Below are 24,916 nucleotides of genomic sequence, written 5' to 3'. Positions count from 1 at the left end.
AGCGGTTCGGCGTTTCAATGAACGCCGAACCGGTCTAGTTGGAACCGTGGCGCGCCCGAGACGCGGATTCATGCGCGACAAGCGAGACTACGGTCTCACGGATCCAGCGCTGGCCGCTGTGTCCATGGCTGCGCTCATGCCACACCATTCCCACCGCAAAGCCTTCAACGGGAAACGGACAGTCCATCACGTCAAGCTTGTCCGCGGAATCACGCACCAGCCGTTCCGGGACCAGCGCGACGAAGTCCGAGCGAGACACGATCTCGGGGACGAACAGGAACGAAGCCGCGGAGAGCACGACATTACGCTTGTGTCCGAGAGCGGCCAAGGCACTGTCTACCGGTGTCGCGAAGCCGCCGCCTTCCACGGACACGACCACTTGCTCCAACTCGGCAAATTCAGCGACCGTGATTCCTTCCCGCAGCCGCGGATGCTTCTTGCGGCCGATAAGCACGTAGCGCTCATCGAATAGATGTCGAGCGCGAAGACCTTGCGGGGCCTCCTGCGGCGTCATCAGTGCCAAATCCACATCACCGCGCGCCATCTGCGCTTCCAATTGCGGCAGGTCCAGATTGCGTATCGCAACGCGAACGCCCGGTGCTAGCGTCCTGAGCTCCACGACAAGCGGCCTGACGATCGCAGCTTGCAGATAGTCCGTACAGGCAATCGCGAAGATCAGCCTGGCCTTCGCCGGATTGAAGTTCCGATGCGAGCTGACCGTGGCGCGAACTTGATCAAGGGTTTGGCGCAACGGGTCGAGCAGTTCCATTGCTTTGGCCGTCGGCGTCATCCCTCGCTGGGCGGGAATCAGCAGTTGGTCGTCGAACTCTTGTCTGAGGCGGTTCAACTGGGCGCTTACCGCTGGCTGGCTCAGATGCAGTCGGGCAGCCGCCTTCGTGACGTTGCGCTCGATCAGCAGCGTCTCCAGCGTAACCAACAGATTGAGATCAAGGCGTTTGGTATCCATGGAATGGATAGTAGCCGATCACTTATGCGATTTCAAAAATAGGTAGAATCGTCCGAGACTCTTGCTGAGCCAAACGTCGCGGCACGCTTTTCGGCGGCCAGGCGTGATCGTCTGTCCGGGGCCGAAGCGATTTCGCCCTCAAGCCGGGATATAATCAGCATGAGCCAGATTGATACCTCCAAACCCCTGATCACGGTTGTCGGGGCCTCGAGCAAGCAGGGTCGCAGCGTCGCCAAGTCCCTGCTCGACAGTGGACGCTACCGCGTGCGTGCGCTGACTCGCCGTCTCGACAGCCAACCAGCGCAAGCCTTGGCGAAGAAGGGGGCCGAGGTCGTGGTGGCGCCCCTGGAATTCGGCCGGCAGGCCGAACTGACCGAAGCACTGAAAGGTTCGGCCGGGGCGTTCTTGATGACGCCGCCGATCGTCAAGGTGCCGCCGGCGGAACCCGAACTCAACCTCGGAAAGGAGTTGGCCGACGCGGCAGTGGCCGCTGGTGTCGAACACGTGGTTTTCAGCGGGCTCGAAAATGTCGAAGCGATCACCGGCGGCACCAAGTGGGCACCGCATTTCACGGACAAGGCAAAGGTAGAGGATTACATCCGCAACTTACCCATTCGCAGCTCGTTTGTATACTTGGCGTTTTATTACACCAATTTCCTGGAATACTACGTGCCGCAAGGTGTGGAGGACGGCATAGATTTCGCCATATACTTGCCTCCGGACGTCCCCGTGCCGTTCTGCGACCCGCTCACTGCGGCCGGTCCAGCGGTGCGCGAGATCTTCGATCACCCCGCGCGATACGCCGGGGAGGCGCTGCCCGTGATCGGCGAGTTTATCTCGGCGCAGCAAATGGTGGACACGTTTGTGCGCGTCACCGGCAAGCGCGCGCGCTACGCCTCTGCATACTCGCGCGAAGACTTGTTGCGCCATTTTCCGGGTTTCGCCGGCAACGAGCATCTCGTGCGCGAATTGGTGGGCATGGTCGAATATGCCGTCGAATATGGCTACTACGCTCCCGGGCGCGATCTGACCTGGAGTCGGAAGATCGATCCGAATGCGCTGACCTGGGAACAGTTTCTCAAGCGCAGCAAATGGCAGGGCGACTTGCTGTCCTATGGCGCCGCCGCCGAGGCCGACCTTGCGCCGATCTGAGAGCGGCGACGCTGTGCTCTTCCTTAACTCGCCGAAGACAGCAGCTTGCCGTGCTTGCCGACGATCCTGACCGCGGTCAGCCGGCCGCTCCGGAAGGCGCCGGTATCGATGCCGAGCCGGTGGCCCTCGAACTTCGGCGCATCCACGATCGTGTGGCCATGCACCACCCAGCGGTCGAGAAGGTGAGCCTGCTCGAAGAACTCGGCGCGGATGTTGAGCAGGTCGTCCTCGTCCTGGTCAACGAGGTCGATGCCGGGCCTGATGCCCGCGTGGACGAAGACGAATTTCCGCGAGCAGACCATCACCGGCAGTGTGCGCATGAAGGAGACATGGCTGGCGGGAATGGCTTCGCGGATGCGTCGGTCGACCTCGTCGCTTGAGCCGTAGAGGTCAGAGAGCCGCGCCGGGTCGACTCCGTAGGAATAGAGGGTCTCCAACCCGCCGATCGCCAGCCACAGCTCGCGCGACAGATAGCCGTCGAGATAGCCGAGCATCGCGACCTCGTGGTTTCCCGCCAGGCAGACGCGCAGGAACCCTTTCGGCGCCGGCGCGACGAGATGATCGAGCACGCGCTTCGAGTTCGGGCCGCGGTCGACATAGTCGCCGAGCATGATGATGATCTTGCGGCCGCGAAAGGGCAGCGCATCGAGCAGGATCTTCTGCTCCAGCGACCGCAATTCGCTGTAGCAGCCGTGCACGTCGCCGATTGCATAGACGACCGTGTCCTGCATATCCATTTCCAGGCGGTCGCGCGGCGCGGTCCGGGGTCGTCTCGATCGCTGGAACAGGCTCACGGATTGAGGCTCGATGCTCGCTAGGGGTCTATCCCAGTTTCAGGGAGCATGTCACACGGCACGCATGAAGCCTCGATATCATGCTCGGCCGGAATTTCCATACCGGCGCGAACATTACTCGTTCGTTACTTCAGGCGTGGGGAACCGGCAGTTAAGCCGTCTTGGGCCTCGCTGTCACCGGCTGGCAATCGCCCTTGCGCCGGGGCTGGTCCCGCAGTTGCAGGCGATGATGCAGGCCGGCTAAACCCCGATGCCGCGCCCCTTCAGCGCCGCGGTGATCTCGTCGAGGATGACGGGGTCGTCGATGGTCGCCGGCATCGTCCATTCCTCCTTGTCGGCGATCTTCTGCATGGTGCCGCGCAGGATCTTGCCGGAGCGGGTCTTGGGCAGACGCTTGATCGTCACCACCGTCTTGAAGGCGGCGACCGGGCCGATGCGCTCGCGCACCAGTCCCACCACCTCGCTTTCAATGAGGGCGGTATCGCGCGAAACGCCGGCGTTGAGCACGACGAAGCCGAGCGGCACCTGGCCTTTCATGGCGTCGGCGATGCCGATGACGGCGCATTCGGCGACGTCGGGATGCGCGGCAAGGACTTCCTCCATCGCGCCTGTCGACAGCCGGTGGCCGGCGACGTTGATGATGTCGTCGGTGCGGGCCATGACATAGAGGTAGCCGTCCTCGTCGAGCATGCCGGCGTCGGCCGTCTTGTAGAAGCCGGGGAACTCCTCGAGATAGGCCTGACGGAAACGGCCGTCGGCGTTCCACAGCGTCGGCAGGCAGCCGGCCGGCAGCGGCAGCTTGACCACGACATTGCCCAGCGTGCCGCGCGCCACTTCGTGGCCGGCATCGTCGAGCACGCGGATGTCGTAGCCCGGCATCGGTACGCCGGGCGAACCGTATTTAACCGGCAAGAGCCCCAGACCGGCCGGATTGATGGTCATCGGCGACCCCGTCTCGGTCTGCCACCAGTGGTCGATGACCGGCACGGCGAGCTTCTGCTCGGCCCATTTGATGGTTTCCGGATCGGCGCGCTCGCCGGCGAGGAACAGCGTGCGGAATTTCGACAAATCGTATTTCGGCACGAACTCGCCGCGCGGGTCCTGCCCCTTAATGGCGCGGAACGCGGTCGGCGCGGTGAACAGCGCCACCACGCCATGCTGCGATATCACCCGCCAGTAGGTGCCGGCGTCCGGCGTGCCGATCGGCTTGCCTTCGAAAAGTATGCTGGTCGCGCCATGCAGCAGCGGGCCGTAGACGATGTAGGAGTGGCCGACCACCCAGCCGACATCGGAGGCCGCCCAGAACACCTCGCCGGGCTTGACGCCGAACTCGTTCTCCATCGTCCATTTCAAGGCGACCATGTGGCCGCCATTGTCGCGCACGATGCCCTTCGGCTGGCCGGTCGTGCCCGATGTGTAGATGATGTAGAGCGGGTCGGTGGCCAGCACCGGAACGCAGTCGACATTGGCGCCGGCGGCCCGCTCGCGCGCAACCGCGTCGGCATAGTCGATGTCGTAGTGGTCCTTCAGCTCGCAGCGCAGCTGCTCGCGCTGCAGGATCAGGCACGCATCGGGCTTATGCCTCGACATCTCGATCGCTTTGTCGAGCAGCGGCTTGTAGGGCACGACACGGCCGGGCTCTAACCCGCAGGATGCCGAGATGATCAGCTTCGGCTTGGCGTCGTCGATGCGGGTGGCAAGCTCATGCGAGGCAAACCCGCCGAAGACCACCGAATGCACGGCGCCGATGCGCGAGCAGGCGAGCATGGCGATGGCCGCCTCCGCCACCATCGGCATGTAGATGATGACGCGGTCGCCCTTGCCGATGCCCCGGTTCTTCAGCACCGAGGCAAGCGCGACCACCTCGCGCTTGAGGTCGGCATAGGTGTATTTCCGGATCGTGCCGGTGATCGCGCTGTCATGGATCAGCGCCACCTGGTCGGCGCGGCCGCCGGCGACATGGCGGTCGATGGCGTTGAAGCAGGTGTTACAGGTCGCGCCGGTGAACCAGCGGCCATAGACGCCGGCCTCGGCGTCGAAGACGCGTTCGGCCGGTGAATACCAGTCGATCTCCTTGGCCGCCTCGGCCCAGAACCTTACCGGATCGCGCCTCCAGCTCTCATAGACCTCGTGGTAGCGTGACGCCATCCAGCTTCCTCCCCGGAAAATTTGCCACCCCCAAATAGCCTATGCCCTTCCGGCCGGCCATGTCTTCCCCGAATTTCGTCGATGGCCGATCTCGCCTCGGTCGCAAATATCCGGCACCTTGGCATGCCGGTAGCTGCCCGCCATGCGTTGGGCCAGGCAGCGAGCACGGCGGACTGCTCGGCGAGCTTCGAGACACAGCAAGATGGCGACATATCGGGCAAGGCGCTCGGCTTCCGGCTGACGTTGCAGGGCCAGGACGGCAAGCCGTTGAAGATATTGCACGAGGACAAGGCGGTGCCGGGCTCGGGGAACTGCCCGACCTCCTAGTCCCTGTCGGAGGCCTACGAATTCGCGCCCGAGGGCAAGCCGGCGGTCATCGCCGTGCTGGTGCTCCGCTTCAGCCAGGGCTTCGAAGGTCGCGACCGGCGGCTTCATCGCGGTAGCAGGCCAGACGCTGAACAGCGCCGGCCCGGCCGGGGCAGGCAAACCCTGGCGACGGTGCCACGGCACCGTTCCTCACTATCGGCACTGTTTGCCGGCTTAAAGCGGCAAGGCCGCGAGCATCAATCCGACGCCGCCGGCGATCAGTATCGCAGCCGCAAGTGCCTTCCGATGGCGTTCGAACGCCGTCGGAGCCCGATCCCAATTGTAACGCATACTCGTCACCCTTTCCCCAAACCCCGGCGATTCCATAGCTTACTTAGGGGAAAGAAGGCAACACCCCCGGTTTTTGCCAGCTTGCCGGGCAATGGCGTTCATTGTCAGTTGCGGTCCTCGGTCGTTTCCGGGGTCGCCATGAACCGGGCCGCAGCCCGTCGCGGGCAGGCCGTCAGAGCAATGGACAGCACCGCCTAGCCGCGCTAATGGCTCTCCAGCATTTTTGCATGGACTGGAGATGGCCCATGGTCGAAATCGCATCTGAGATGGTTCTGCGGCTGGCCGACGACGCCTCGGTGCAGCATGTCGGCGATGGCGCCGTCGTGCTTCTGGCGCGCAGCGGCCAGCTCTATACTTGCAACGGCACCACCGAAGCCTTTCTCGACAAGGTTGACGGCGCGCGCAGCCTCGACCAGATCGTCGATCTGCTTTGCGACGAGTTCGAGGTCGACAAGGATATGCTCGACCAGGACATGGCGGCGCTTGCCGCGGAACTGGTGGCGGAAGGCATCCTCGCCGACCCCGGTGCATGATGGCTGACGGGCCGCTGCTGCGGGCGTTGTTTCGCGCCCATCTGTGGGCCAGCGCGCGGCTGATGCCTGCCCTCGTCGGCAAGCGCGACTTCGAAGCGGTGCTGAAATGGGCGCCGCTGACGTCGCCGACTCCCTATCGCGGCCTGCCGTCCGCCTACATCGTCGCCAGCGTCAACCGCGCGGTCAGGCATCCCTGGCTGATGCGCGACCGCAGATGCCTGAGGGAGGGCCTGCTCGCCCATCGCTTCCTGCGTCTCGCCGGCTTCGATCCGGACCTGCGCTTCGGCGTCGATCCGCAATCGCTGCATGCGCCGCGCCTGTCGGCGCATTGCTGGGTCTGCCTCGAGGGCCGGCCGGTGGTCAGCGACAGCCTTCCCGGCATGGTCGAAATCTACCGCCATCATGCCGAGCCGGGAAAGGCGCGCGCCGTTTGACCGCTTCCGTCAGCTACGCCCTCAACGGTCAGGTCGTCGGCATATCGGCCGAACGCGCCGAACTCTGGCGCGATCTCGACCGGATGCTCTCGGGCCTGAGCGCCACCGAACCCGTCGATGCCGGCTTTCGCATCGACATCGTCGAGACACCGACGCTGGCCGAGACGCCGGAGGGAACGCTTGCCTTCGACGGCGAAGTGCCCGAGGACGGCCATTGCCGGATGATCGATGGCGGCGACCTCGTCCACCTGGTCTTTCCCGGCCGGCAGACGATTTCCATCCATGCCGGCCAGCGCCGGGCCGAAATCCGCACCGGCCCGGGCGTCAGCGTCACCTGGACGGCGTGGATGCTGGTGCTGGATGCCGCGCTCGATGCCAGTGGGCAGTATATGCTGCACACCGCCGGCCTGACGCTGCCGGGCAGCGATGCCGTGGTCCTCATCCACGCGCCGAGCGGCACCGGCAAGACCACGACATCGCTGGCGCTGGCCTCGCAAGGCTTCGGCCTGTGCGCCGACGACTCCATGATCCTCGACGTGGCGCCGGACAAGGCGGTTGCCTGGGGCCTGCCTCGCCATGTGAAGATCCATCGCAAGACCGCCGAACTTGTCCCGCTCGTCTTGCCCTGCCTCGGCCCCTCCTGGGACCGCAATGGCGAACAGGCCGTGTCGCTCGAGCGCCTCGGCGAGATATTGCGCGTCGAAAGCATTGCCGCCAGGCCGGTCTCGGCGCTGCTGCATCTTGCCCGCTCCGCCGATGGCGAGAGCAGGCTTCATCCCATGGCCAGGACCGACGCCATGGTCGCGCTGGCCGCCGACAATGTCAGGACCGGCATGACCGGCCTGCTGCAGGTGCAGAAACACCGGCTGGCGGCGATCGCCAGGCTGGTCACCACAGTGCCGACCTTCACCCTGGAGGTGGGCGCGCGGCCGGCCGATGCGGCGCGATTGATCCAGTCCACCCTGTCCGCGGCCTGATTCAGCGCGACCCTTCGGTCCGCTCCCCAAAGCGGCGTATTTCAAAGAACCGCTGGCCGAGCCGAAGCCGGCCGAACGCGCGTTGCCAGCGCGTCAGCTGCCGCGCGAAGCCACTATAGGCAAGATGCGCGACGCGGCCGTCGGCGCAATCGAATTCGATCATGCCCCACCGCCTTGCCGGCGGTTCGCCTGTCGCCGGTCCGAGCCGGCGGATCGGGTGCGCCAGCCGGGCGAGCTTCCCGTCTATCGGCACATAGAGGGCGACGGCGCGCCCGACGATGCGCCAGATCTTGGCGACATGGGCGCTCGACCATTGACTGCCGACCACTACCGGCGTGCGGCCGACTTGCGCCCAGGTGAAGGTGCCCTCCGGCTGCGGCATGCCATCGAGCACGCCGGCGCTGTGATCGGGCGCGGCCTCCGCCACCAGCATTTTCATTCCGCTGGCCAGCGCCCGCGACAGCGTCGCCGTCGACTGCCAATCTCCGGGAGAAAACGCGATCTGGGCCAGGATGTCGCCCTCGTCGAAGCCGGACGTCATCTTGTGCAGACTGACCCCGCCATGTGTCTCATCTTGCCCATCGAGGACGAGCCGCGCGATCGGGTGCGGGCCCTTGTAGTTGGGCAGCAGCGCCGGATGCAGGTTCAGCCCGCCCTTCGCGAACAGCTTCAGCACGGTCTCCGGAATAAGGGTAGGAAACCCGAAAGTGATGAGGACGTCCGCGTTGAAACCGGCGAGGCGTTGGCACATCGCCGCCCAGTCATGCGGGCGGCCGAATTCGATCAGCGGCACCTCGGCGGGAACGAGATGCTGCCATAGTACAAGCTTGCGTCTCCAGCGTCGCCGCCAGGTGCCGAAGCTCCACTGTTTGCCGGGCCGTGGGCCAGGCACGACGATCGCGGCGATGCGGTGGCCCTTCTCCACCCAGCCGGCGAGCATCGGGGCCGTGATCGGCGTGATTTCGATGATGAACACGGCCGAGATCGGCTTGTCCGGGGCTGCTGCGTGATCAGGCACGATACGGCCTCGGCCTCGCCAGCCGCTGGATCCAGCGGAAGGCGTCGCGACGAAGCCGCGAGCGCATCTTGTCCCTGGAATTGACGCCGAGCAGGGTCTCGCGGGTGATCAGCCGCCTGGCCAGCCGGATGCCGAGATCAGGCTTGATCCGGTCGGCGAGGTCGAGCGCGCGCGCCTCGTCGAAAAGCCGGCCGGTCACGTCGAGCACCGTCGCCAGTTCGAGTTCGATGCCGGTCATGCGCGCGGCCTCCAGCAACTGCGCTTCCGCTTCCGGTGATGGCAAGGCCCGCACGCCCTGCAGCACGTCGACGCATAGCTGCAGTCGGTGGAACTTGTGTCCGCCGGCGGCATGCACGATGGCGATGGTCAGCAGCGCCGCCGGCGTGTCGGTCCCGTCGCCGTCGATGGCCTGCAATTCGCGAAAACCCAGCGACAGCCGCCGCCGCATGCCGGAATCATGCACCAGATTGCCGTGCAGTTCGATCAGCAGGCTCGAATTCTCCTTTTCCAGCCATTTGAACTCCTGCAAATCGTGTGACCGGGCTTCGCCGCTGTGGAGCTCGAAGCCGGAGGCCGCGATCACCTGATTGGCGTCGTTGATGCTGGCCGGCTCGACCAGGATGTCGATGTCGGTGAACGGCCGATCCGAGACATGTTTGTAGAGCTTGCGCGCGAAGACCGGACCCTTGACGATCCGCGCTGGGATGTCCTTCGCCGCCAGCGCCTTCATGATGCGCTCGCCATGATATTGCAGCAGCATGGACTGGCCGGTGACCAGCGTCGATGCCTCGCGCAGTTCGGTCAATCTCGCTAGCAGGGCAGCATCTTGCGGCAAATGGGCGTCGCCGCGCTCCTTGAGCTTGCGCAGCATGATCGGCAGAACGCCGTGGAATTCGGCATTGTCGAGCAGAGCCAACAGGGTTGCCGCCGCCGGAACCACGGCCATGCGCGCCTCCGGATCGGCGTAGTTCAGCAGCAGTCTTTCGTCGGCAGGCGCAAGTGGTGGCAGCATCAACCCGTTCGGTGTTTGCGCAATTAAGGAAAGTGTCGCGAATATGGTTGCAGAAAAGCCCCATGGAAACCAGTGCGGCGGCAACAAAGCTCACGCCTGATTTGACTTGGCGAAGAGGTATCCCTGGAGGCTACATCCCCCAGCGCAGCGCCGCCGTATGCACCGGCGCGTCCCACAGGGTCGTCATCTCGTCGTCGAGCATGGTCAGCGTGATCGAGCAGCCGGCCATGTCGAGCGACGTGACATAAGACCCGACCAGCGAGCGGGCAACGCTCACGCCGCTTGCCTCGAAAATCCTGCGGGCGCTGTTGTACATCAAATAGAGCTCCATCGACGGCGTGCCGCCGAAGCCGTTGACGAACAGCAGCGCCGGGCCTCTGGCGCGGCCGCCGAGGTCGCCTGTTATCGCCGCGCAGATTTCCTCGGCGATGGCGTCGGCGCTCTTCAGGGCGTCGCGCCGCCGGCCGGGCTCGCCATGGATGCCGACACCGAATTCCATCTCGCCGTCGCCGATCTCGAAGGTCGGCTTGCCCGCCGCCGGCACGGTGCAACTGGTCAGCGCCACGCCCATCGAGCGCGTCGCGCCGTTGACGCGCTCGCCGAGCGCCTTGAGCTCCTTCAGCGCCATGCCTTGCTCGGCCGCCGCGCCGACGATCTTTTCCACCACCAGCGTGCCGGCGACGCCGCGCCGGCCGGTGGTGTAGGACGAGTTCTCGACCGCGACGTCGTCATTGGTCACTACCTGCAGCACGCCTTCCGACATTTCGGCCGCCATGTCGAAGTTCATCACGTCGCCTTCATAGTTCTTGACGATGAACAGGCAGCCTGCGCCGGTGTCGACGGCCCCGGCCGCCGCCAGCATCTGGTCGGGCGTCGGCGAGGTGAACACCTGACCGGGGCAGGCCGCGTCCAGCATGCCGTGGCCGACCAGCCCGCCATGCAGGGGCTCGTGGCCCGAGCCGCCGCCCGAGATCAGCGCCACCTTGCCCGGCTTCAGCGCCCTGCGGCGGATGAATTTGTGCTCGTCACCCAGCACAAGGATATCCGAATGGGCGGCGACGAAGCCGTCGAGGCTCTCGGTCAGCACCGTGTCCACCGCATTGATGAATTTCTTCATGGCTGTCCTCCCGGAACAGTCTCGAATTTTTATGCAATTCCGAACGGAAAACCGCTGCTTTTCCCGGAATTGCTTGGTTAGCCGCTGCCCTTGCCGGCGATGCTGGTGATCTTCTGGATGAAGTCGTTGATCGCCCGGTCGAGCGCCGCATTCTGCTTGTCGTCGCCGAAATCCGGCACGATGAGCGAGACATGGCGCGTCTTGCGCAGGCCGGAGGCCGCCGACATCTTGCCCGGATGCGCCTGGTGATAGGCGGTGAGGAACTGGTCGCGCTCGGCCGGGCTGAAATGGCAGACGGAAAAGATCGAAGGCAGATGCTTTGACGGGATCGGGATCGAATAGGCCGGGCTGGAGATCTGGGTGACGAAGCTGCGATGCTTGCCGAGCGCGTCCGCCAGCCGCTGGCGCATGCCGGACGGCCGCTGGTCGATGACGTGCGACAGGATCGTCTTGTAGGCGCGGATCGCCTCTTCCGAGCCGGCTTCGGGTATCTTCTCCGCCTCGGCCATGCCGGACCTAGACCGGGACTTCCGCAATGGCGGCTTTCGCCATTGCGAGTTGGGCTGGGGCGACCGAGAGGTCGCGCAGGCCGCATTCGAGCAGCGCCGGGATGGCGGCCGGATCGCCGCCGGCATCACCGCACAGGCTGACCGGGATCTCCGTCTCGCGTCCGAAGCGCACCACCGCTTCCATCAACCTAAGAACCGCCGGATGCCGTACCGAGTTGAGGTAGGTGACGGCGGCATTGTCTCGGGCCGCCGCCATCACATATTGCGTCAGGTCGTTGGAGCCGATCGAGAAGAAGGCGACGTTCGCGAAAGCTTCCGGCGCAATCGCCACAGAAGGCACCTCGACCATGATGCCGAGCGGCGGCATCGTGTGCGCGACGCCGAGCGCGGCAAGGCTCGCCTGCTCCTCCGCGAACAGCGCGGCGGCCTGGCTGTATTCCTCGGGCGTGGCGATCATCGGAAACATGACCTTCAGATTGCCGTGGATGGCGGCGCGCAGCAATGCCCTGATCTGCACCCGGAAAATGTCGCGCCGCTTGAGCGACAGCCGGATGCCGCGCAGGCCGAGAAAGGGGTTGGTCTCCGCGACGGTGAAGCCGGCAACCGGCTTGTCGCCGCCGGCGTCGACGGTGCGGATGGTCACCGGCTTGTCGCCTGCCCATTCCAGCACCTTGCGGTAGGCATGATACTGCGTCTCCTCGTCCGGAAGCGTCTTGCCGAACAGGAACTCCGTCCGCATCAGCCCGACGCCGTCGCAGGTCGAGATGTCGATGCCGTCGACATCGGAAGGGTTGGCGATGTTGACCTGCACGCGCACGGCGATTCCCGCCTTGGTCACCGCCGGCCGGGTCAGGAAAGACTGCGCCGCGCCCTGGCGCGCGGCGAAGGCGGACGATGATTGCCGGAAGGCGTCGATCTCGGCCGGTGAGGGCGAGAGCACCATCCCGCCATGCTCGGCATCGAGCAACGCCATGCCTGCGAGGCTGGCCGGGAAGGTGCCGAGCCCGACCACCATTGGCACGCCGCGCGCACGCGCCAGCATGGCGACATGGCTGGCGGTGCTGCCGGCCCTGAGCGCGATGCCGCCACCGGCGCTCCAGTCGATTTCGAGGAAGCGCGTCGGCGCGACGTCCTCGCCATGAAAGATGGCGCCGAGGGGTGCCGTGGGTTCCCCGTCCTCGCTCAGCGCACGCAGGACCTGGTCGCGTATGTCGCGCAGATCAGCGGCGCGCGCACGGAAATAGTCCTGGTCTGACGCGTCGTAGCCGGCGATTTCGGCGTCGAGCGCCGCCCGCCATGCGACATCGGCGGCCTGGCCGGAGCCGATCGAGGCGAAGGCCGGCGCGCTCAGCGCATCGTCCTGCAGCATGGCGATATGGAATTCCAGTATGCCGGCGGCATCGCCGTCGGCGGTTTCGATCATTGCGCTGAGCCGGCTTACCGCCTTGCCGATCGCGGTCTCCAGCGCCGCAATCTCCTCCGCCGCGCTCGACTTGCTTGTGTAGGCGGCAGGCGGCCGGTCGAGATCGAACAGCCGCCCTTCGGCATAGCCGGCCGAAGCCGGGATACCCTCAATGCGCATCGTCCGCATTCCTTGCGGCCGGACGGACATGCAAGTCGGCATCAAGCGGACCGGGCATGGTCCGCATCCTCGTCGAAATCGCGCTGCACCAGGTCGACCAGCGCGTCGACCGCCTCGCTCGCGCCGTCGCCCTTGGCCCGGATGTGCAGCAGCGTTCCCTTAGGCGCCTTGGCCGCCATCACCTTGACGATGCTCTTGGCGTCGAACCAGGGGCCGTTGGCGGCGACGGCAACCTCGACCTCGGCCGCGAACGATTTGGCGAGCTTGGTGAACTTCACCGAAGGGCGCGCGTGCAGACCCACGGTGTGGGTGATCAGGACGGTGGCTTCGGCGGATGCGGACATTCAGTCGGTTCCCGTTCATTCACGACGGCGACAATTCATGCGCCGTCGCCACCACTTCCTTGAGCGAGGCGCCGCCGGAAGCTTCCGTCGCCGCCATCACCGCGCCCTCGACGATCGGCGCGTTGCAGACCACGATCTTGTGCGAGCGCGGCTCGCCGATCATCTCGACCGCCATCTCCGAGTTAGTCTCCGCGCCGCCGAGATCGACGAGGATGGCGACGCCAGCCTCCGACCAGGCCTTTTCGATCGCGCCCATGATCGCCTCGACGCTGGTGCCGAGCCCGCCATGGCCGTTTCCGCCGCACCATGCAAGCGGCACTTCGTCACCCACCATCTGGCGCACCATGTCGGCCGTGCCTTCGGCGACCAGCGGCGAATGCGACACGATGACGATACCGACATTGCTCATTGGTGGTCCTCGACGGCTTCAGCGACTGCGCGCACCAGCAGCGCGGTCGAGCGCGCACCGGCGTCCATATGCCCGATTGAGCGGTCGCCCAGGAAGGACGCTCGCCCGCGCAACGCCTTCATCGGCACGGTGGCGTCCGCCGCCCTGTCGGCGACATCGGCGATCTCCTTGCCAGTCCTGCCTCGCGCCAGCGCCTCATACACCGGTTGCAGCACGTCGAGCATGGTTTTTTGTCCCGGCTGCGATTTGCCGCGCGCCGCGACCGCCTCGATGGCCTTGCCCAGCGCCACCGTCAGCCCGTCGCGGTCCGGCGCCACCGGCAATTCCTTGCCCAGAGCCATGAACAGCGTGCCGAACAAGGGGCCGGAGGCACCGCCAACCGTCATCACCAGCTTGGTGCCGACTGCCTTCAACGCGTCGGGCAGCGGCTTTGCCGCGAAAGCGTCCGCCTCGGCGCGCACGGCCTCAAAACCGCGCTTCATGTTGAGGCCATGGTCGCCGTCGCCGATCGCCTGGTCGAGCGCGGTTAGTTCTTCGGCATGCGCCGCGATCGTGTCCGCCGCCGCCGCGATAAAGCTGGAGAAATCGGATGCGGCCATTGCCTGTCCTTCAAGCCGGGGCGAACATGGCGGCAACGGCCGCGAACACTTCCGCTACAGCAAAGGCGCCGGGATCAGCGACGCCGTCAAGCTGCCGGCCGATATAGGCGGAACGCCCGGCCTTCGCCTTGCGCATCGCGGCAGTGGCCTCCGCGCCATGCCGCGCGGCCGTCGCGGCTGCTTCCAGCCCGCCCGTATCGAGCGCCTTGAGCGCCGGCTCCAGCGCATCGACCATGGTGCGGTCGCCGATCTTGGCGCCGCCGTAGAAGGTCATCCGGTCGAGGCCGGCGAGCAGCGCCTTGGGCAGAGTCGCGCCAAAACCCAAAGTCTGCGCCGCTGCGGTGAAGAAGATCGACAAAAGCACACCGCTCGAACCGCCCATCGCGGTCCCCAGCGTATCGCCGATTGCCGCCAGCGCTGCCGCCCGGTCGGCAAGCGGCAGCGTGTCGAGACGCTCGAGCACGCTGCGCGCGCCGGTCGCCACCGTCGACCCTGTATCGCCGTCGCCGGCCTTGGCGTCTAGCCCGTTCAAGGGCTCCTCCAGCGAGATCAGCTTCTCGCAAACGACGGTGATCAACCGCTCGGCGGCGGCGTCGCGACTCGCCGCCTTCGCGGTGGCGTGAACCGCCGGCTTGGCCGCCGCCACGACGAGCGGCTGGCGAACCGGCTTCGCCGGCAGCCAGGCATGCGGACCGACCGGCGCCAGCAGCGCCGCCTCGCGTTCGGCATCCAGCCTGATCAGCGACAGCGAGAAGCCGTTCATGTTGAGCGCGGTCATCAGATGGCCGGGACCGATCGTCAGCGTCACCGCCTTCGCCAGCGGCGAGGCGAGCACCGCATTGGCGATCAGCGACATTTCGAGCGGCGGCACCGATCCGAGATTGTTGATCAGGAGCGCGTAGCGGCTGCCCGGATCGAGCCGCGCGGCGAGGCGCTCGGCCATGATGGCGACGAGTGAGCTGGCGCTCTGCAAGGCGATGCGCTCGACGCCCGGCTCGCCATGGATGCCGAGGCCGAGCTCGCCGTCTTCGGCGCCGAAGCGGTCTTCATGCGCCTGTCCGGGGATCGAGCACGAGGAGAGCGAGATGCCGAGCGAAAAAATGTCCTTTGCCGCCGCCCGCGCTGCCGCTGCTACCGACACCAGGTCTCGGCCGGTTTCGGAAAGATGCCCGGCTATCTTGTGGACGAACAGCGTGCCGGCGACGCCGCGTGGCTGCGCGATGTCGGGCAGCGCGATGTCGTCGCCGACGATCACCATCTCGACCGCAAAGCCTTCGACGCGCGCCTTCTCGGCGGCGAGGCCGAAATTGAGCCGGTCGCCGGTGTAGTTCTTGACGATCAGCAGGCAGCCGGCCGGGCCGGTCGTGGCGCGGATCGCCGCCAGCACCGCCTCGACGCTCGGCGAGGCGAAGATCTCGCCGGAGACTGCCGCCGTCAGCATGCCGGCGCCGACGAAGCCGGCATGCGACGGCTCGTGCCCGGCGCCGCCGCCGGAAACCACGCTGACCTTGGTCTTGTCACAGTCGGCGCGCAGCACGACCTTGATTTCCGGATAGCCGTCGAGGCGCGCCAGCGTGCCGGAGCCCGCGGTGGCGAGAAAGCCGTCCAGCGCTTCGGTGACGATCGAGTCCTTGCGGTTGAAAAAGTGCTTCATGGATTTCGTCCAGTCCGTAATATCTGCGGTCGTCAATCGATGTGTGGCGAATGTTGCGATCGAGCCAGCTACGTCAGCCGCTGTCCGTCCGAACCGAAATAAAGCGGCATGCGATAGCGGATCGTCACGAGGTCTCCCCTCTCGAGCGGCGTGTCGGGATCGGTCAGCGTGACCAGTTTCTTCGGCCCGACCGTCACATGCAGATGGTTTTGGTCGCCGAGATGCTCGACCCAGTCGACGACTCCGTCGGCATGGCCGTTGGCGGCCTTCTCGATCGACAGGTGTTCGGTGCGCGCGCCTATCGTCCTGGTACCGGTTGGCGCGCCCCCATCCGGCAGCAGCCCTGCAGGCAGAAGGTTGATCGCCGGCTGGCCGAGGCGGGCGGCGACATGAAGGTTTGCCGGCTCCGAATAGATGGCGCGCGGCGTGCCGATCTGCACCAACTCTCCTTCCGAGAGGATGCCGATGCGGTCGGCCATGGTCATCGCCTCGATCTGGTCGTGCGTGACATAGAGCATGGTGGCGCCGAGTTCGGACTGGATGCGCTTCAACTCGAGCCTGAGATCCGCGCGCAGCTTGGCGTCGAGCGAAGACAGCGGCTCGTCCATCAGATAGATGGACGGCTTGCGCACCAGCGCCCGGCCGATGGCGACGCGCTGCATCTCGCCGCCGGAGAGCTTGGTCGAGCGGTTGTCGAGTTTGTGGTGGATGCGCACCAGCCTGGCCACCTCCTCGACGCGGCGTCGCACCGCGTCCTCGCTGAGCTTGCGGGCCGGCGAGCGCAGCGGGAAGGCGAGGTTGTCGAAGACCGAGAGGTGCGGATAGAGCGAATATTGCTGGAAGACGAAGGCCGTGTCGCGCTCGGCCGGCGACAGCACCGTGGCGTCGCGGCCGGCGATGTGGATCGTGCCGCTATCCGGCCGCTCCAGCCCGGCGACCAGCCTGAGCGTCGTCGTCTTGCCGGCGCCGGTCGGGCCGAGCAGCACGACGAACTCGCCGTCCTTGATCTGCAGGTCGAGATTGTCGACGGCGACGGTCTCGCCAAAACTCTTGCTCACGCCCTTGATGTGCACGTCAGCCATGGCGCGCCTCCGCTGCCTTGTCATACATGGCGGTCTTCACCGCGCGGCCCGAGCCCTTCTCGAACAGCGACAGCCGAGCGCTGCTGAGCGACAGGCCGACCGGCTCGCCCGGATTGAGCCGGATCTCGGCCGGCACCCGCGCCTTGATGATGCCGTCCGCCGTCTCCACCGCCACGATCTGCGTGGTGCCGAGATATTCGGTGCCGTAGATGGCGCCGCGCAATTTCGAGGTCTCGTCAAAGCGGATGTGCTCGGGGCGGATGCCCAGCGCCATGTCGGCGGGTGCGATGTCCTCGCGCACCTCCGGCACGGTGACCTTGGCGCCCTGCACGAGTATCTCCTTCGCGCCCTTGGCAAGGCCGCCGCCGAACCTGAGGAAATTCATCGGCGGCGAGCCGATGAACTCGGCGACGTACATCGTCGCCGGGCGGTCGTAGATCTCGCGCGGGGTCCCGAACTGCTCGATGATGCCGTGGTTCATGACGGCGATCTTGTCGGCCATCGACATCGCTTCCATCTGGTCGTGCGTGACGTAGACGGTGGTGGCGTGGATGCGGCTGTGCAGCTCGCGCAGTTCATGCACCATCAGATCGCGGAACTCGGTATCGAGGGTGCCGAGCGGCTCGTCCATCAGGAAACATTTCGGCCGCCGCACGATGGCGCGGCCGAGCGCGACGCGCTGGCGGTCGCCGCCGGCAAGGCCGGAGACCGATTTGTTGAGCAAATGATCGATGCGGAGCAGCTTCGCCGTCTCCTCCACCCGCTGGCGGATCTCGGCCGAAGGCATGCCTTGCGCCAAGAGCGGGAAGCCGATGTTCTTGCGCACGTTCATGTGCGGGTAGAGCGCGAAGAGCTGAAAGACGAAGGCGATGTCGCGCTCCCGCGCCCGGCGCATGGTGACGTCCTCGCCGCCGAGCAGGATCTTGCCGCCGGTCGGCAACTCAAGCCCGGCGATCATGCGCAAGGTCGTGGTCTTGCCGCAGCCCGACGGCCCCAGCATGACGAAGAACTCGCCGTCCTCGACGACGAAGTTGGAATCCTGCACGGCGACGAAATCGCCGAAGGCTTTCCTAAGATGTTGGACGCGGATTTCGGCCATCGTCCTACTCCGGGAATTTCGAGACGATGATGAACATCAAGGTGCCTGCAAGCATGGTGATGAAGGAATAGGTGTAGAGCGACAGCGCGAAGGGCTGGAACAACATCAGGAAGCCGATGGCGATGATCGCCGTGGCGATATTCTCCAGCATGCCGCGCCGCGCCCAGCGGGGCCATGAGGAGCGCTTGGAGACAACAGTGCGGCTCATGCGACACCCCCTTCCTTCTCCCCGTTCACGGGGAGAGATGGTTGCCAGGTGGTTCCCCCACTCCGTCGCTGCTTCGCAGCGCCACCTCTCCCCCCTCCGGAGGGAGAGGAAGGGACCCTCGCTGAATGAAGTTCGCGCCCTTCCTCTCCCCCGTCGATCGGGGGAGAGGTGTCGAGCGAAGCTCGACGGAGCGGGGGTCGACTTATTCCCACATCAATCATTTGCGCACCGCGCCGAAGGTGATGCCGCGCAGCAATTGCTTGCGGAGCAGGATGGTGAAGACCAGGATCGGCACCAGGAAGATCGTCGTGCCCGCGGCCACCGCCGGCCAGTCTTGGCCGCCTTCGCCGATGATGGTCGGGATGAAGGGCGGCGCGGTCTGGGCGGAGCCGGAGGTCAGCAGCGCCGCGAACGCGTACTCGTTCCAGGCGAAGATCAGGCAGAAGATGGCAGTCGCGGCGATGCCGGTCGTCGCCTGCGGCAGCACGGTGCGCCAGAAGGCCTGCAGGCGGGTATAGCCGTCGATCATCGCCGCTTCCTCGTATTCGCGCGGGATCTCGTCGATGAAGCCCTTGAGCAGCCACACCGCGAGCGAGACGTTGACCGCCGTGTAGAGCAGGATCATGCCGAGCGCGGTGTCGGAGAGGCCGAGCTCGCGGTACATCAGGTAGATCGGGATGGCGACCGCGATCGGCGGCATGAAGCGCGTCGACAGGATGAAGAACAGAAGGTCGTCGGCTAAAGGCACCTTGAAGCGCGAGAAGCCGTAGGCCGAGAGCGTGCCGAGGAACACCGCGCAGAAGGTCGAGCCGAAGGCGATGATCAGCGAATTGACGAAGCGCGGCAGGAAGTTGGACGGGCCGGCGATCACCATGTTGCGCTTGCGCACGGTCTCGTCGCAGAAGCCGGTCGCCGGTCCGAGCGAGTTGATGTATTCCGGCGTCTGCCGGGTGCGCGTCGTGAACAGGTTGCAATAGCCCTCGATGCTCGGCTGGAACACGATCTTCGGCGGATATGCGATCGAATCCGGCGGCGTCTTGAAGCTGGTGGCGAAGATCCACAGCAGCGGCACGATCGAGATCAGCGCATAGGCGACGATGATCGTGCCGGCGACCAGCTTCGAATTCGCCGAGGGCGCGACGACGGAATGGGCTGATGTCAGGCTCATCTCTGCTTCACCTTGTTGAGCGCCTTGACGTAGATGTTGGCGAGGCCAAACACGGCGACGAAAAGGATGATGGCGAAGGCCGAGGAATAGCCGGTGCGCCAGCTCTCGAAGGCCTGCCGCTTCAGCGTGATCGACGCGACCTCGGTGGTCGAGCCCGGCCCGCCGCCGGTCAGGAGATTGACCATGTCGAACATCTTGAAGTTCTCGATGCCGCGGAACAGCACCGCCAGCATGATGAAGGGCAGCGCCATCGGCAGCGTGATCGACCAGAACTGCCGCCAGTTGGAGGCGCGGTCGACCTCGGCCGCCTCGTAGATGTATTCGGGGATCGAGCGCAGCCCGGCGAGGCAGATCAGCATCACGTAAGGCGTCCACATCCAGGTGTCGACGATGATGATCGACCACGGCGCCAGTTCGACGTTCGACAGCATCTGCACATTCGTCGGCGGAATGCCGGTGACGAAGGAGATGACGTAGGAGAACAGGCCGATCTGCGGTTCGTAGAGGAAGCGCCAGAAATTGCCGACCACCGCCGGCGACAGCATCATCGGCACGAGGATGATGGTTGTCCAGAAGGCATGGCCGCGGAACTTGCGGTCGATCAGCCAGGCCAGCGTGAAGCCGATTACCGTCTGCAGGAGGATGGTCCAGAAGACGAAATGCGCCGTCGTCTGCATGGCGATCCAGATGTCCTGGTCGGTCAGGATGCGCTTGTAGTTGGCCAGGCCGAGATTCTTCACCACCTCATTGGGGCGGTTGGCCCGGAAGTTGGTGAAGGACAGATAGATCGCCCAGAACAGCGGGAAGATGTTGATGGCAAGCAGCAGGAGGATCGTCGGCGAGATGAACAGCCAGGCGAGGCCCTTGTCGCTGATGCCCCGGACCCGGCGGGCCAACGGCTCCGGCGTGGCCCGGGCAACGTTGTCCGCAGTCCGATTGAGCATGGTGAGTCCTGCTTCGGTCACTTGGATGTCTCGACGATGGAATTTATCTGAACTGCGTCCCGTGCCAAGGGCGGCACGGGACCACGAGCATGATGCCGAAAAGTGTGAAGCGGTTTTCGGACGACATCATGCTCACCCACTCTTTGGTCCGGAGCGGATGATTTCAGGTCTATTCGACCCGAAATCATCCGGCTCTGGGGTCAAGCTCGGGAGGAGCCTTACATCTTGCCGTCGTCCTGGAAGACCTGCGTCCAGTCTTTGACCAGTCCGTCGAGCGCGTCCTTGGCCGAACCCTGGCCGGCCACGACATAGTCATGGAAGCGCTTCTGCGAGGCCTGCAGCAGTGGGGCGTAGCTTGGCTCGGCCCAGAAATCCTTCACGATGGCCATCGAGTCGAGGAAGGTCTGTGCGTAAGGCTGGCTGGCCGGGAACTTGGGATCCTTGACCACGGCGTTCAGGCAGGAAAAGCCGCCCAGCGACCACCATTTGGCCTGAACGTCCTTGTTGGCGAACCACTTGATGTATTTCAGCGCCGATTCCTGCTTGTCGGAATAGGAGACCACGGAGATGCCCTGGCCGCCGAGCTGGGCGAACTGGTCGCCGTCCGGGCCCTTGGGATTGGCGAAGTAGCCGATCTTGTCGCCGCCGACATTCTCGTCCTTCTGCAGGCCGGGCCAAGTGAAGGCGAAGTTCATGTGCATCGCCACCTGGCCGGATTTGAAGGCATCGACGCCTTCGCCCATATAGCTGTTGGAGGCGCCGGGCGGGGTGCAGCAGTCATAGAGCGCCTTGTAGAACTCCAGCCCTTTCACCGATTTCTCGGAGTTGACGAAGCCTTCCATCTCGTAGGGCTTCTTCGGGTTCTCGTACTGGAAGCCGAAACTGTAGAGCACATCCATGGCGCCCATGGTGATGCCTTCGGAACCGCGCTCGGTGTAGATCGATGCGCCATAGACGGTCTTACCGTCGATCTCACGCTTCTGGAAGAACTCGGCGATCTGCTTGAGCTGGTCGAAGGTCGCTGGCGGGCCGAGATCCCAGCCGTACTTCTCCTTGAATTCCTTCTGCAGTTCCGGCTTGGAGAACCAGTCCTTGCGATAGGTCCAGCCGACGACGTCGCCCATTGCCGGCAAGGCCCAGTAGTTCGGCGTGTTCTTCGGCCATTCCGAATAGCCGACCACGGTCGCCGGCACGAAGTCGTCCATGCTGATCTTCTCCTTGTCGAAGAAGTCGTTCAGCTTGACGTAGTGGCCGTTCTCGGCCGAGCCGCCGATCCACTGGCTGTCGCCGATGATCAGGTCGCAGAGCTTGCCGTGCGAGTTGAGTTCGTTGAGGAAGCGGTCGGCGTAATTGGTCCACGGCACGAACTCGAACTTCATGCCGATGCCGGTTTCCTTGGTGAAGTCCTTGGACAGTTCCACGAGTGCGTTGGCCGGGTCCCAGGCGGCCCAGCAAAGCGTCAGGTCTTCCGCATGCGCGACGTTCGAGACGGCGGTCGACGCAAGCATCGCCGAGGCCAGACCCAACGTCAGTTTCATGGTCGATTTCATGCCTTCCTCCCATTTGCGAAACACGTCCGGATGACGGTTTCAAGAGCCCTCAAACCCCTCTCCTCAGGGGCCTAAACATGGCCACGCTTCAGCGCCGGCGATGTTTAGTAATTTGTTTAGTAATGCTCGTTTTACTAAACAACGCAAGCGAATTCGTTGCTGCGTTGCAACATGGCGCGCCCGAGGCTTGAAATCGTTGGGAAATGGGTCGGCGGGCGGTGATCCCGACGTGCTGACGCTCACCGGTCTCGCCGTGGTCGGCGCATCTGGCCTGCTCACAATGGTGCGTGAGGAGGTGCGGCTGGGCACGGTGCGCTGGAACCCGTTTTCGCGCACCAGGCTTTGAGGCGCCGGCAGCGCGTTGTTGCGCGCCGGCCATGGGCGCTGATATGCGGGCGCGATGAGGACAAACCCTTTGCCGGAGCTTCCGGTCTCAGCCGTGCTGCCGGCGCTCGGGGAAGCGCTGGCGACAAAGAGCAACGCCGTGCTGGTGGCGCCGCCCGGCGCCGGCAAGACGACGCTGGTGCCGCTGGCGCTGCTCGACGCGCCGTGGCTCGGCGCCGGCAAGATCGTCCTGCTGGAGCCGCGCCGGCTCGCCGCCCGCGCCGCCGCCCGCCGCATGGCCGAGCTGCTCGGCGAGGAGCCCGGCGGAACGGTCGGTTACGCGATGCGCATGGAGAACCGCACCTCGGCGCGGACGAAAATCCTCGTCGTCACCGAAGGTGTTCTCGCGCGCATGATCCTCGACGACCCGGAACTGCCGGGCGTCTCCGCGGTCATCTTCGACGAATTCCACGAGCGTTCGCTGGACGGCGATTTCGGCCTGGCGCTGGCGCTCGACGTGCAGGGCGCGCTGCGACCGGACCTGCGATTGCTGGTCATGTCGGCGACGCTCGACGGCGCGCGCGTCGCGAGACTGTTGTCCGGCGCGCCGGTGATCGAGAGCGAGGGCCGCGCCTTCCCGGTCGACATCCGCTATCACGAGCGAGCGCCTGGCATCGCGATCGAGGATGCCATGGCCAGGGCGATCCGCTCGGCGCTTGCCGACGAGAGCGGCAGCCTGCTTGCCTTCCTGCCCGGCCAGCGCGAGATCGAGCGCGCCGCGGAGCGGCTGCGGGACCGCGTCGCTGCCGACACCGACATCGTGCCGCTCTATGGCCAGCTCGACAACAAGACGCAGGACGCGGCGATCAGGCCGTCGTCGCCGGGCCGCCGCAAGGTGGTGCTGGCGACGTCGATCGCCGAGACCTCGATCACCATCGACGGCGTGCGCGTCATTATCGATTCCGGCCTGTCGCGGCTGCCGCGCTATGAGCCGGCCAGCGGCCTGACCAGACTGGAGACGGTGCGCGTCAGCCGAGCCTCGGCCGACCAGCGCGCCGGCCGCGCCGGGCGCACGCAAGCAGGCGTGGCCATCCGGCTGTGGCGGGCCGAGCAGACTGCAGCACTTCCCGCCTTCACCCCGCCTGAAATCCTCGAGGCCGATCTTTCCGGCCTGCTGCTCGACTGCGCAGCCTTCGGCGTCGCCGATCCCACGAGCCTGTCCTTCCTCGATCCGCCACCGGTTCCGGCACTCAACGAAGCGAGGGCCCTGCTGGTCGCCCTGCATGCCATCGACGACGCCGGGCGTCTCACCGACGTCGGTGCCGCCATGCGCAAGCTCGCGCTGCCGGTGCGGCTTGCCCATATGGTCGCCGAAGCCGCCGCAACCGGCCATGCGCTGGCGGCGGCCACCCTTGCCGTGCTGCTCACCGAGCGCGGGCTCGGCGGCGACGGCGCCGATCTCGAACGCCGTCTGATGCGCTTTCGCACCGAGAAGTCGCCGCGTTCCGTCTCGGCCCGCCAGCTTGCCGAACGGCTGGCAAGGCAGGCCGGCGGGGGAAGGAGCAACGAACCGGCTTCCGCCGGCGCGCTCCTCATCCATGCCTGGCCGGATCGGGTGGCGCGAGCGCGCGGCGAGCGCGGCCGCTTCGTGCTGGCCAACGGCTCGGGCGCCATGCTCGACGCCGCCGATCCGCTGGCCGGCGAGACCTGGCTGGTCGTCGCCGATTTGCAGGGCAAGGCGCAGAATGCCCGCGTCACCGCCGCCGCTCCGGTCGACGAGGCCGACATCCGCGCCGCGTTAGCCGATAGTATCGAGACCCGCCGCGAGACGAGCTTCGACCGCGACCGGCGCGCCGTGCGCGTGCGCGAGACGGCCCGGCTCGGCGCCATCACGCTGGCCGAACGCATGCTGCCGGCGCCGTCCGGCGCCGACGCGGATCGCGCGATCCTCGATGCCCTGCGCGAGCATGGCCTGTCGCTGCTCGACTGGGGCAAGGAGGCGGAGACGCTGCGCCAGCGCCTCGGCTGGCTCAATCGCGGCCTCGGCGCGCCTTGGCCCGATGTGTCCGACGCCGCCCTTCTCGACCGTCTCGACGACTGGCTGCTGCCGTTTCTGACGGGCGCGGCGTCCTTTGCCGCGATCAATTCCGGCGCCCTGTCGGCGGGCCTCACGTCATTGGTGCCGCACGATCTGCAGCGCAAGGTCGACGCGCTGGCGCCGACCCATTTCGATGCGCCGTCGGGCAGCCACGTGCCGATCCGCTATGACGGCGAATGGCCGGTGCTGGCGGTGCGCGTGCAGGAACTGTTCGGCCTCGACAAGCACCCGGCGATCGCCAATGGAACCGTGCCGCTGACGCTCGAGCTGCTGTCGCCGGCGCACCGGCCGATCCAGACGACGCGCGACCTGCCGGGCTTCTGGCGCGGCTCCTGGGCCGATGTGCGCACCGACATGCGCGGCCGCTACCCCCGTCATGTCTGGCCGGAGAACCCGCTCGCCGCCGCCGCCACCAGCCGCGCCAAGCCGCGCGGTACCTAGTCTTGGCAGAAGCTTTGACGGGCCTCCTGGTTGACGACACGCGTTGCCGATTGGCGCCACTAGCGCTTACCCTCCTGCGGCTATAATCGTAAGCCG

The 24,916-nt window shown here is 65.7% G+C and carries 24 protein-coding genes and 1 pseudogene; 7 read left to right on the top strand and 18 right to left on the bottom strand.

Annotation, left to right across the window (positions count from 1 at the left end; translation table 11 throughout):
* Positions 1-34: 34 nt before the first annotated feature.
* Positions 35-967 carry a LysR family transcriptional regulator gene (locus tag PU724_RS09675; RefSeq protein WP_354420306.1) on the bottom strand — a complete coding sequence of 311 codons (933 nt, stop codon included), beginning with the start codon at positions 965-967 and terminating at the stop codon, positions 35-37.
* Positions 968-1,126: 159 nt separating this feature from the next.
* Between PU724_RS09675 and PU724_RS09670 the strand changes: the two genes are divergently transcribed.
* Complete coding sequence (locus PU724_RS09670; RefSeq protein ID WP_354420305.1) at positions 1,127-2,119, top strand: NmrA/HSCARG family protein; 993 nt, start codon at positions 1,127-1,129, stop codon at positions 2,117-2,119.
* A 23-nt stretch (positions 2,120-2,142) separates the two neighbouring features.
* On the opposite strand, the gene PU724_RS09665 is transcribed toward PU724_RS09670, so the two are convergent.
* The gene (locus tag PU724_RS09665) at positions 2,143-2,850 is read right to left on the bottom strand and encodes a metallophosphoesterase family protein (protein WP_354420304.1); all 708 of its coding nucleotides are present in this window, start codon (positions 2,848-2,850) and stop codon (positions 2,143-2,145) included.
* 303 nt (positions 2,851-3,153) lie between these two features.
* Positions 3,154-5,061 (bottom strand): propionyl-CoA synthetase, encoded by a 1,908-nt coding sequence (locus PU724_RS09660; RefSeq protein ID WP_135857880.1) that lies wholly within the window; start codon positions 5,059-5,061, stop codon positions 3,154-3,156.
* An 81-nt stretch (positions 5,062-5,142) separates the two neighbouring features.
* On the opposite strand from PU724_RS09660, the gene PU724_RS09655 reads away from it, so the two are divergent.
* The 4 genes from PU724_RS09655 (at position 5,143) to PU724_RS09640 (ending at position 7,662) form a co-directional block, all read left to right on the top strand.
* Positions 5,143-5,388, top strand: coding sequence for a hypothetical protein (locus tag PU724_RS09655; protein WP_245511254.1), 246 nt, complete (start codon positions 5,143-5,145; stop codon positions 5,386-5,388).
* Between the two features lie 575 nt (positions 5,389-5,963).
* A complete protein-coding gene (locus PU724_RS09650) occupies positions 5,964-6,251 on the top strand; it encodes a PqqD family protein (RefSeq protein ID WP_127284763.1) in 288 nt (95 codons plus the stop codon).
* Positions 6,251-6,685 carry a lasso peptide biosynthesis B2 protein gene (locus PU724_RS09645; RefSeq protein WP_354420523.1) on the top strand — a complete coding sequence of 145 codons (435 nt, stop codon included), beginning with the start codon at positions 6,251-6,253 and terminating at the stop codon, positions 6,683-6,685. Before PU724_RS09650 ends, PU724_RS09645 begins: the two co-directional genes overlap by 1 nt.
* Positions 6,682-7,662 carry a phosphoenolpyruvate carboxykinase (ATP) gene (locus tag PU724_RS09640; RefSeq protein ID WP_354420303.1) on the top strand — a complete coding sequence of 327 codons (981 nt, stop codon included), beginning with the start codon at positions 6,682-6,684 and terminating at the stop codon, positions 7,660-7,662. Before PU724_RS09645 ends, PU724_RS09640 begins: the two co-directional genes overlap by 4 nt.
* A gap of 1 nt (position 7,663) precedes the next feature.
* On the opposite strand, the gene PU724_RS09635 is transcribed toward PU724_RS09640, so the two are convergent.
* From PU724_RS09635 to PU724_RS09565, 15 genes are all read right to left on the bottom strand, one after another.
* Positions 7,664-8,602, bottom strand: coding sequence for a formyltransferase family protein (locus PU724_RS09635; RefSeq protein ID WP_354420302.1), 939 nt, complete (start codon positions 8,600-8,602; stop codon positions 7,664-7,666).
* Between the two features lie 70 nt (positions 8,603-8,672).
* Positions 8,673-9,692, bottom strand: a complete 1,020-nt coding sequence (locus PU724_RS09630; RefSeq protein ID WP_354420301.1) for a nucleotidyltransferase family protein — start codon at positions 9,690-9,692, stop codon at positions 8,673-8,675.
* Between the two features lie 130 nt (positions 9,693-9,822).
* Positions 9,823-10,809, bottom strand: a complete 987-nt coding sequence (dhaK, locus tag PU724_RS09625) for a dihydroxyacetone kinase subunit DhaK (protein WP_354420300.1) — start codon at positions 10,807-10,809, stop codon at positions 9,823-9,825.
* Between the two features lie 77 nt (positions 10,810-10,886).
* Positions 10,887-11,318 carry a hypothetical protein gene (locus tag PU724_RS09620; protein ID WP_127309342.1) on the bottom strand — a complete coding sequence of 144 codons (432 nt, stop codon included), beginning with the start codon at positions 11,316-11,318 and terminating at the stop codon, positions 10,887-10,889.
* A gap of 7 nt (positions 11,319-11,325) precedes the next feature.
* Entirely contained in the window at positions 11,326-12,900 is a 1,575-nt protein-coding gene (gene ptsP / locus PU724_RS09615; protein ID WP_354420299.1) for a phosphoenolpyruvate--protein phosphotransferase, read from the bottom strand.
* A gap of 41 nt (positions 12,901-12,941) precedes the next feature.
* Positions 12,942-13,244, bottom strand: a complete 303-nt coding sequence (locus tag PU724_RS09610; RefSeq protein WP_128272513.1) for an HPr family phosphocarrier protein — start codon at positions 13,242-13,244, stop codon at positions 12,942-12,944.
* A 19-nt stretch (positions 13,245-13,263) separates the two neighbouring features.
* Positions 13,264-13,653 carry a dihydroxyacetone kinase phosphoryl donor subunit DhaM gene (gene dhaM / locus PU724_RS09605; protein WP_127287338.1) on the bottom strand — a complete coding sequence of 130 codons (390 nt, stop codon included), beginning with the start codon at positions 13,651-13,653 and terminating at the stop codon, positions 13,264-13,266.
* A complete protein-coding gene (gene dhaL / locus PU724_RS09600; RefSeq protein WP_135857865.1) occupies positions 13,650-14,252 on the bottom strand; it encodes a dihydroxyacetone kinase subunit DhaL in 603 nt (200 codons plus the stop codon). Before dhaL ends, dhaM begins: the two co-directional genes overlap by 4 nt.
* A 10-nt stretch (positions 14,253-14,262) precedes the next feature.
* On the bottom strand, positions 14,263-15,906 hold the full coding sequence (locus PU724_RS09595) for a dihydroxyacetone kinase subunit DhaK (RefSeq protein WP_354420298.1): 1,644 nt from the start codon (positions 15,904-15,906) through the stop codon (positions 14,263-14,265).
* Between the two features lie 68 nt (positions 15,907-15,974).
* Complete coding sequence (locus PU724_RS09590; protein WP_292102843.1) at positions 15,975-16,988, bottom strand: ABC transporter ATP-binding protein; 1,014 nt, start codon at positions 16,986-16,988, stop codon at positions 15,975-15,977.
* Entirely contained in the window at positions 16,981-18,087 is a 1,107-nt protein-coding gene (locus PU724_RS09585; RefSeq protein WP_127311619.1) for an ABC transporter ATP-binding protein, read from the bottom strand. The genes PU724_RS09590 and PU724_RS09585 overlap by 8 nt, the downstream gene beginning before the upstream one ends.
* Positions 18,088-18,091: 4 nt before the next feature.
* Entirely contained in the window at positions 18,092-18,295 is a 204-nt protein-coding gene (locus tag PU724_RS09580; protein WP_127311618.1) for a hypothetical protein, read from the bottom strand.
* 217 nt (positions 18,296-18,512) lie between these two features.
* On the bottom strand, positions 18,513-19,463 hold the full coding sequence (locus PU724_RS09575; protein ID WP_127286270.1) for a carbohydrate ABC transporter permease: 951 nt from the start codon (positions 19,461-19,463) through the stop codon (positions 18,513-18,515).
* Positions 19,460-20,407, bottom strand: a complete 948-nt coding sequence (locus PU724_RS09570) for a carbohydrate ABC transporter permease (protein ID WP_127286273.1) — start codon at positions 20,405-20,407, stop codon at positions 19,460-19,462. The genes PU724_RS09575 and PU724_RS09570 overlap by 4 nt, the downstream gene beginning before the upstream one ends.
* 218 nt (positions 20,408-20,625) lie before the next feature.
* Entirely contained in the window at positions 20,626-21,957 is a 1,332-nt protein-coding gene (locus tag PU724_RS09565) for an ABC transporter substrate-binding protein (protein WP_127311667.1), read from the bottom strand.
* A gap of 241 nt (positions 21,958-22,198) precedes the next feature.
* On the opposite strand from PU724_RS09565, the pseudogene PU724_RS09560 reads away from it, so the two are divergent.
* Both PU724_RS09560 and hrpB read left to right on the top strand, forming a co-directional pair.
* A pseudogene (locus PU724_RS09560) lies at positions 22,199-22,303 on the top strand (DMT family transporter); the annotation flags it as partial.
* Positions 22,304-22,357: 54 nt separating this feature from the next.
* Complete coding sequence (hrpB, locus tag PU724_RS09555; RefSeq protein ID WP_354420297.1) at positions 22,358-24,820, top strand: ATP-dependent helicase HrpB; 2,463 nt, start codon at positions 22,358-22,360, stop codon at positions 24,818-24,820.
* Positions 24,821-24,916: the final 96 nt, after the last annotated feature.

It is taken from the genome of Mesorhizobium abyssinicae, assembly GCF_049887195.1.
Taxonomy (GTDB): domain Bacteria; phylum Pseudomonadota; class Alphaproteobacteria; order Rhizobiales; family Rhizobiaceae; genus Mesorhizobium; species Mesorhizobium abyssinicae.
Note: the sequence above shows the minus strand (reverse complement) of the source record. Positions and strands in the feature narration are given on the sequence as shown.

Coding starts and splice junctions, on each gene's coding strand:
- PU724_RS09610 (WP_128272513.1), bottom strand. CDS start 13,244: ATGTCCGCATCCGCCGAAGCCACCGTCCTGATCACCCACACCGTGGGT.
- ptsP (WP_354420299.1), bottom strand. CDS start 12,900: ATGCGCATTGAGGGTATCCCGGCTTCGGCCGGCTATGCCGAAGGGCGG.
- PU724_RS09660 (WP_135857880.1), bottom strand. CDS start 5,061: ATGGCGTCACGCTACCACGAGGTCTATGAGAGCTGGAGGCGCGATCCG.
- hrpB (WP_354420297.1), top strand. CDS start 22,358: ATGAGGACAAACCCTTTGCCGGAGCTTCCGGTCTCAGCCGTGCTGCCG.
- dhaL (WP_135857865.1), bottom strand. CDS start 14,252: ATGGCCGCATCCGATTTCTCCAGCTTTATCGCGGCGGCGGCGGACACG.
- PU724_RS09650 (WP_127284763.1), top strand. CDS start 5,964: ATGGTCGAAATCGCATCTGAGATGGTTCTGCGGCTGGCCGACGACGCC.
- PU724_RS09575 (WP_127286270.1), bottom strand. CDS start 19,463: ATGAGCCTGACATCAGCCCATTCCGTCGTCGCGCCCTCGGCGAATTCG.
- PU724_RS09565 (WP_127311667.1), bottom strand. CDS start 21,957: ATGAAATCGACCATGAAACTGACGTTGGGTCTGGCCTCGGCGATGCTT.
- PU724_RS09630 (WP_354420301.1), bottom strand. CDS start 9,692: ATGCTGCCACCACTTGCGCCTGCCGACGAAAGACTGCTGCTGAACTAC.
- dhaM (WP_127287338.1), bottom strand. CDS start 13,653: ATGAGCAATGTCGGTATCGTCATCGTGTCGCATTCGCCGCTGGTCGCC.
- PU724_RS09585 (WP_127311619.1), bottom strand. CDS start 18,087: ATGGCCGAAATCCGCGTCCAACATCTTAGGAAAGCCTTCGGCGATTTC.
- PU724_RS09620 (WP_127309342.1), bottom strand. CDS start 11,318: ATGGCCGAGGCGGAGAAGATACCCGAAGCCGGCTCGGAAGAGGCGATC.
- PU724_RS09670 (WP_354420305.1), top strand. CDS start 1,127: ATGAGCCAGATTGATACCTCCAAACCCCTGATCACGGTTGTCGGGGCC.
- PU724_RS09675 (WP_354420306.1), bottom strand. CDS start 967: ATGGATACCAAACGCCTTGATCTCAATCTGTTGGTTACGCTGGAGACG.
- PU724_RS09655 (WP_245511254.1), top strand. CDS start 5,143: ATGGCCGATCTCGCCTCGGTCGCAAATATCCGGCACCTTGGCATGCCG.
- PU724_RS09580 (WP_127311618.1), bottom strand. CDS start 18,295: ATGAGCCGCACTGTTGTCTCCAAGCGCTCCTCATGGCCCCGCTGGGCG.
- PU724_RS09595 (WP_354420298.1), bottom strand. CDS start 15,906: ATGAAGCACTTTTTCAACCGCAAGGACTCGATCGTCACCGAAGCGCTG.
- dhaK (WP_354420300.1), bottom strand. CDS start 10,809: ATGAAGAAATTCATCAATGCGGTGGACACGGTGCTGACCGAGAGCCTC.
- PU724_RS09665 (WP_354420304.1), bottom strand. CDS start 2,850: ATGCAGGACACGGTCGTCTATGCAATCGGCGACGTGCACGGCTGCTAC.
- PU724_RS09645 (WP_354420523.1), top strand. CDS start 6,251: ATGGCTGACGGGCCGCTGCTGCGGGCGTTGTTTCGCGCCCATCTGTGG.
- PU724_RS09635 (WP_354420302.1), bottom strand. CDS start 8,602: ATGCTCGCCGGCTGGGTGGAGAAGGGCCACCGCATCGCCGCGATCGTC.
- PU724_RS09590 (WP_292102843.1), bottom strand. CDS start 16,988: ATGGCTGACGTGCACATCAAGGGCGTGAGCAAGAGTTTTGGCGAGACC.
- PU724_RS09570 (WP_127286273.1), bottom strand. CDS start 20,407: ATGCTCAATCGGACTGCGGACAACGTTGCCCGGGCCACGCCGGAGCCG.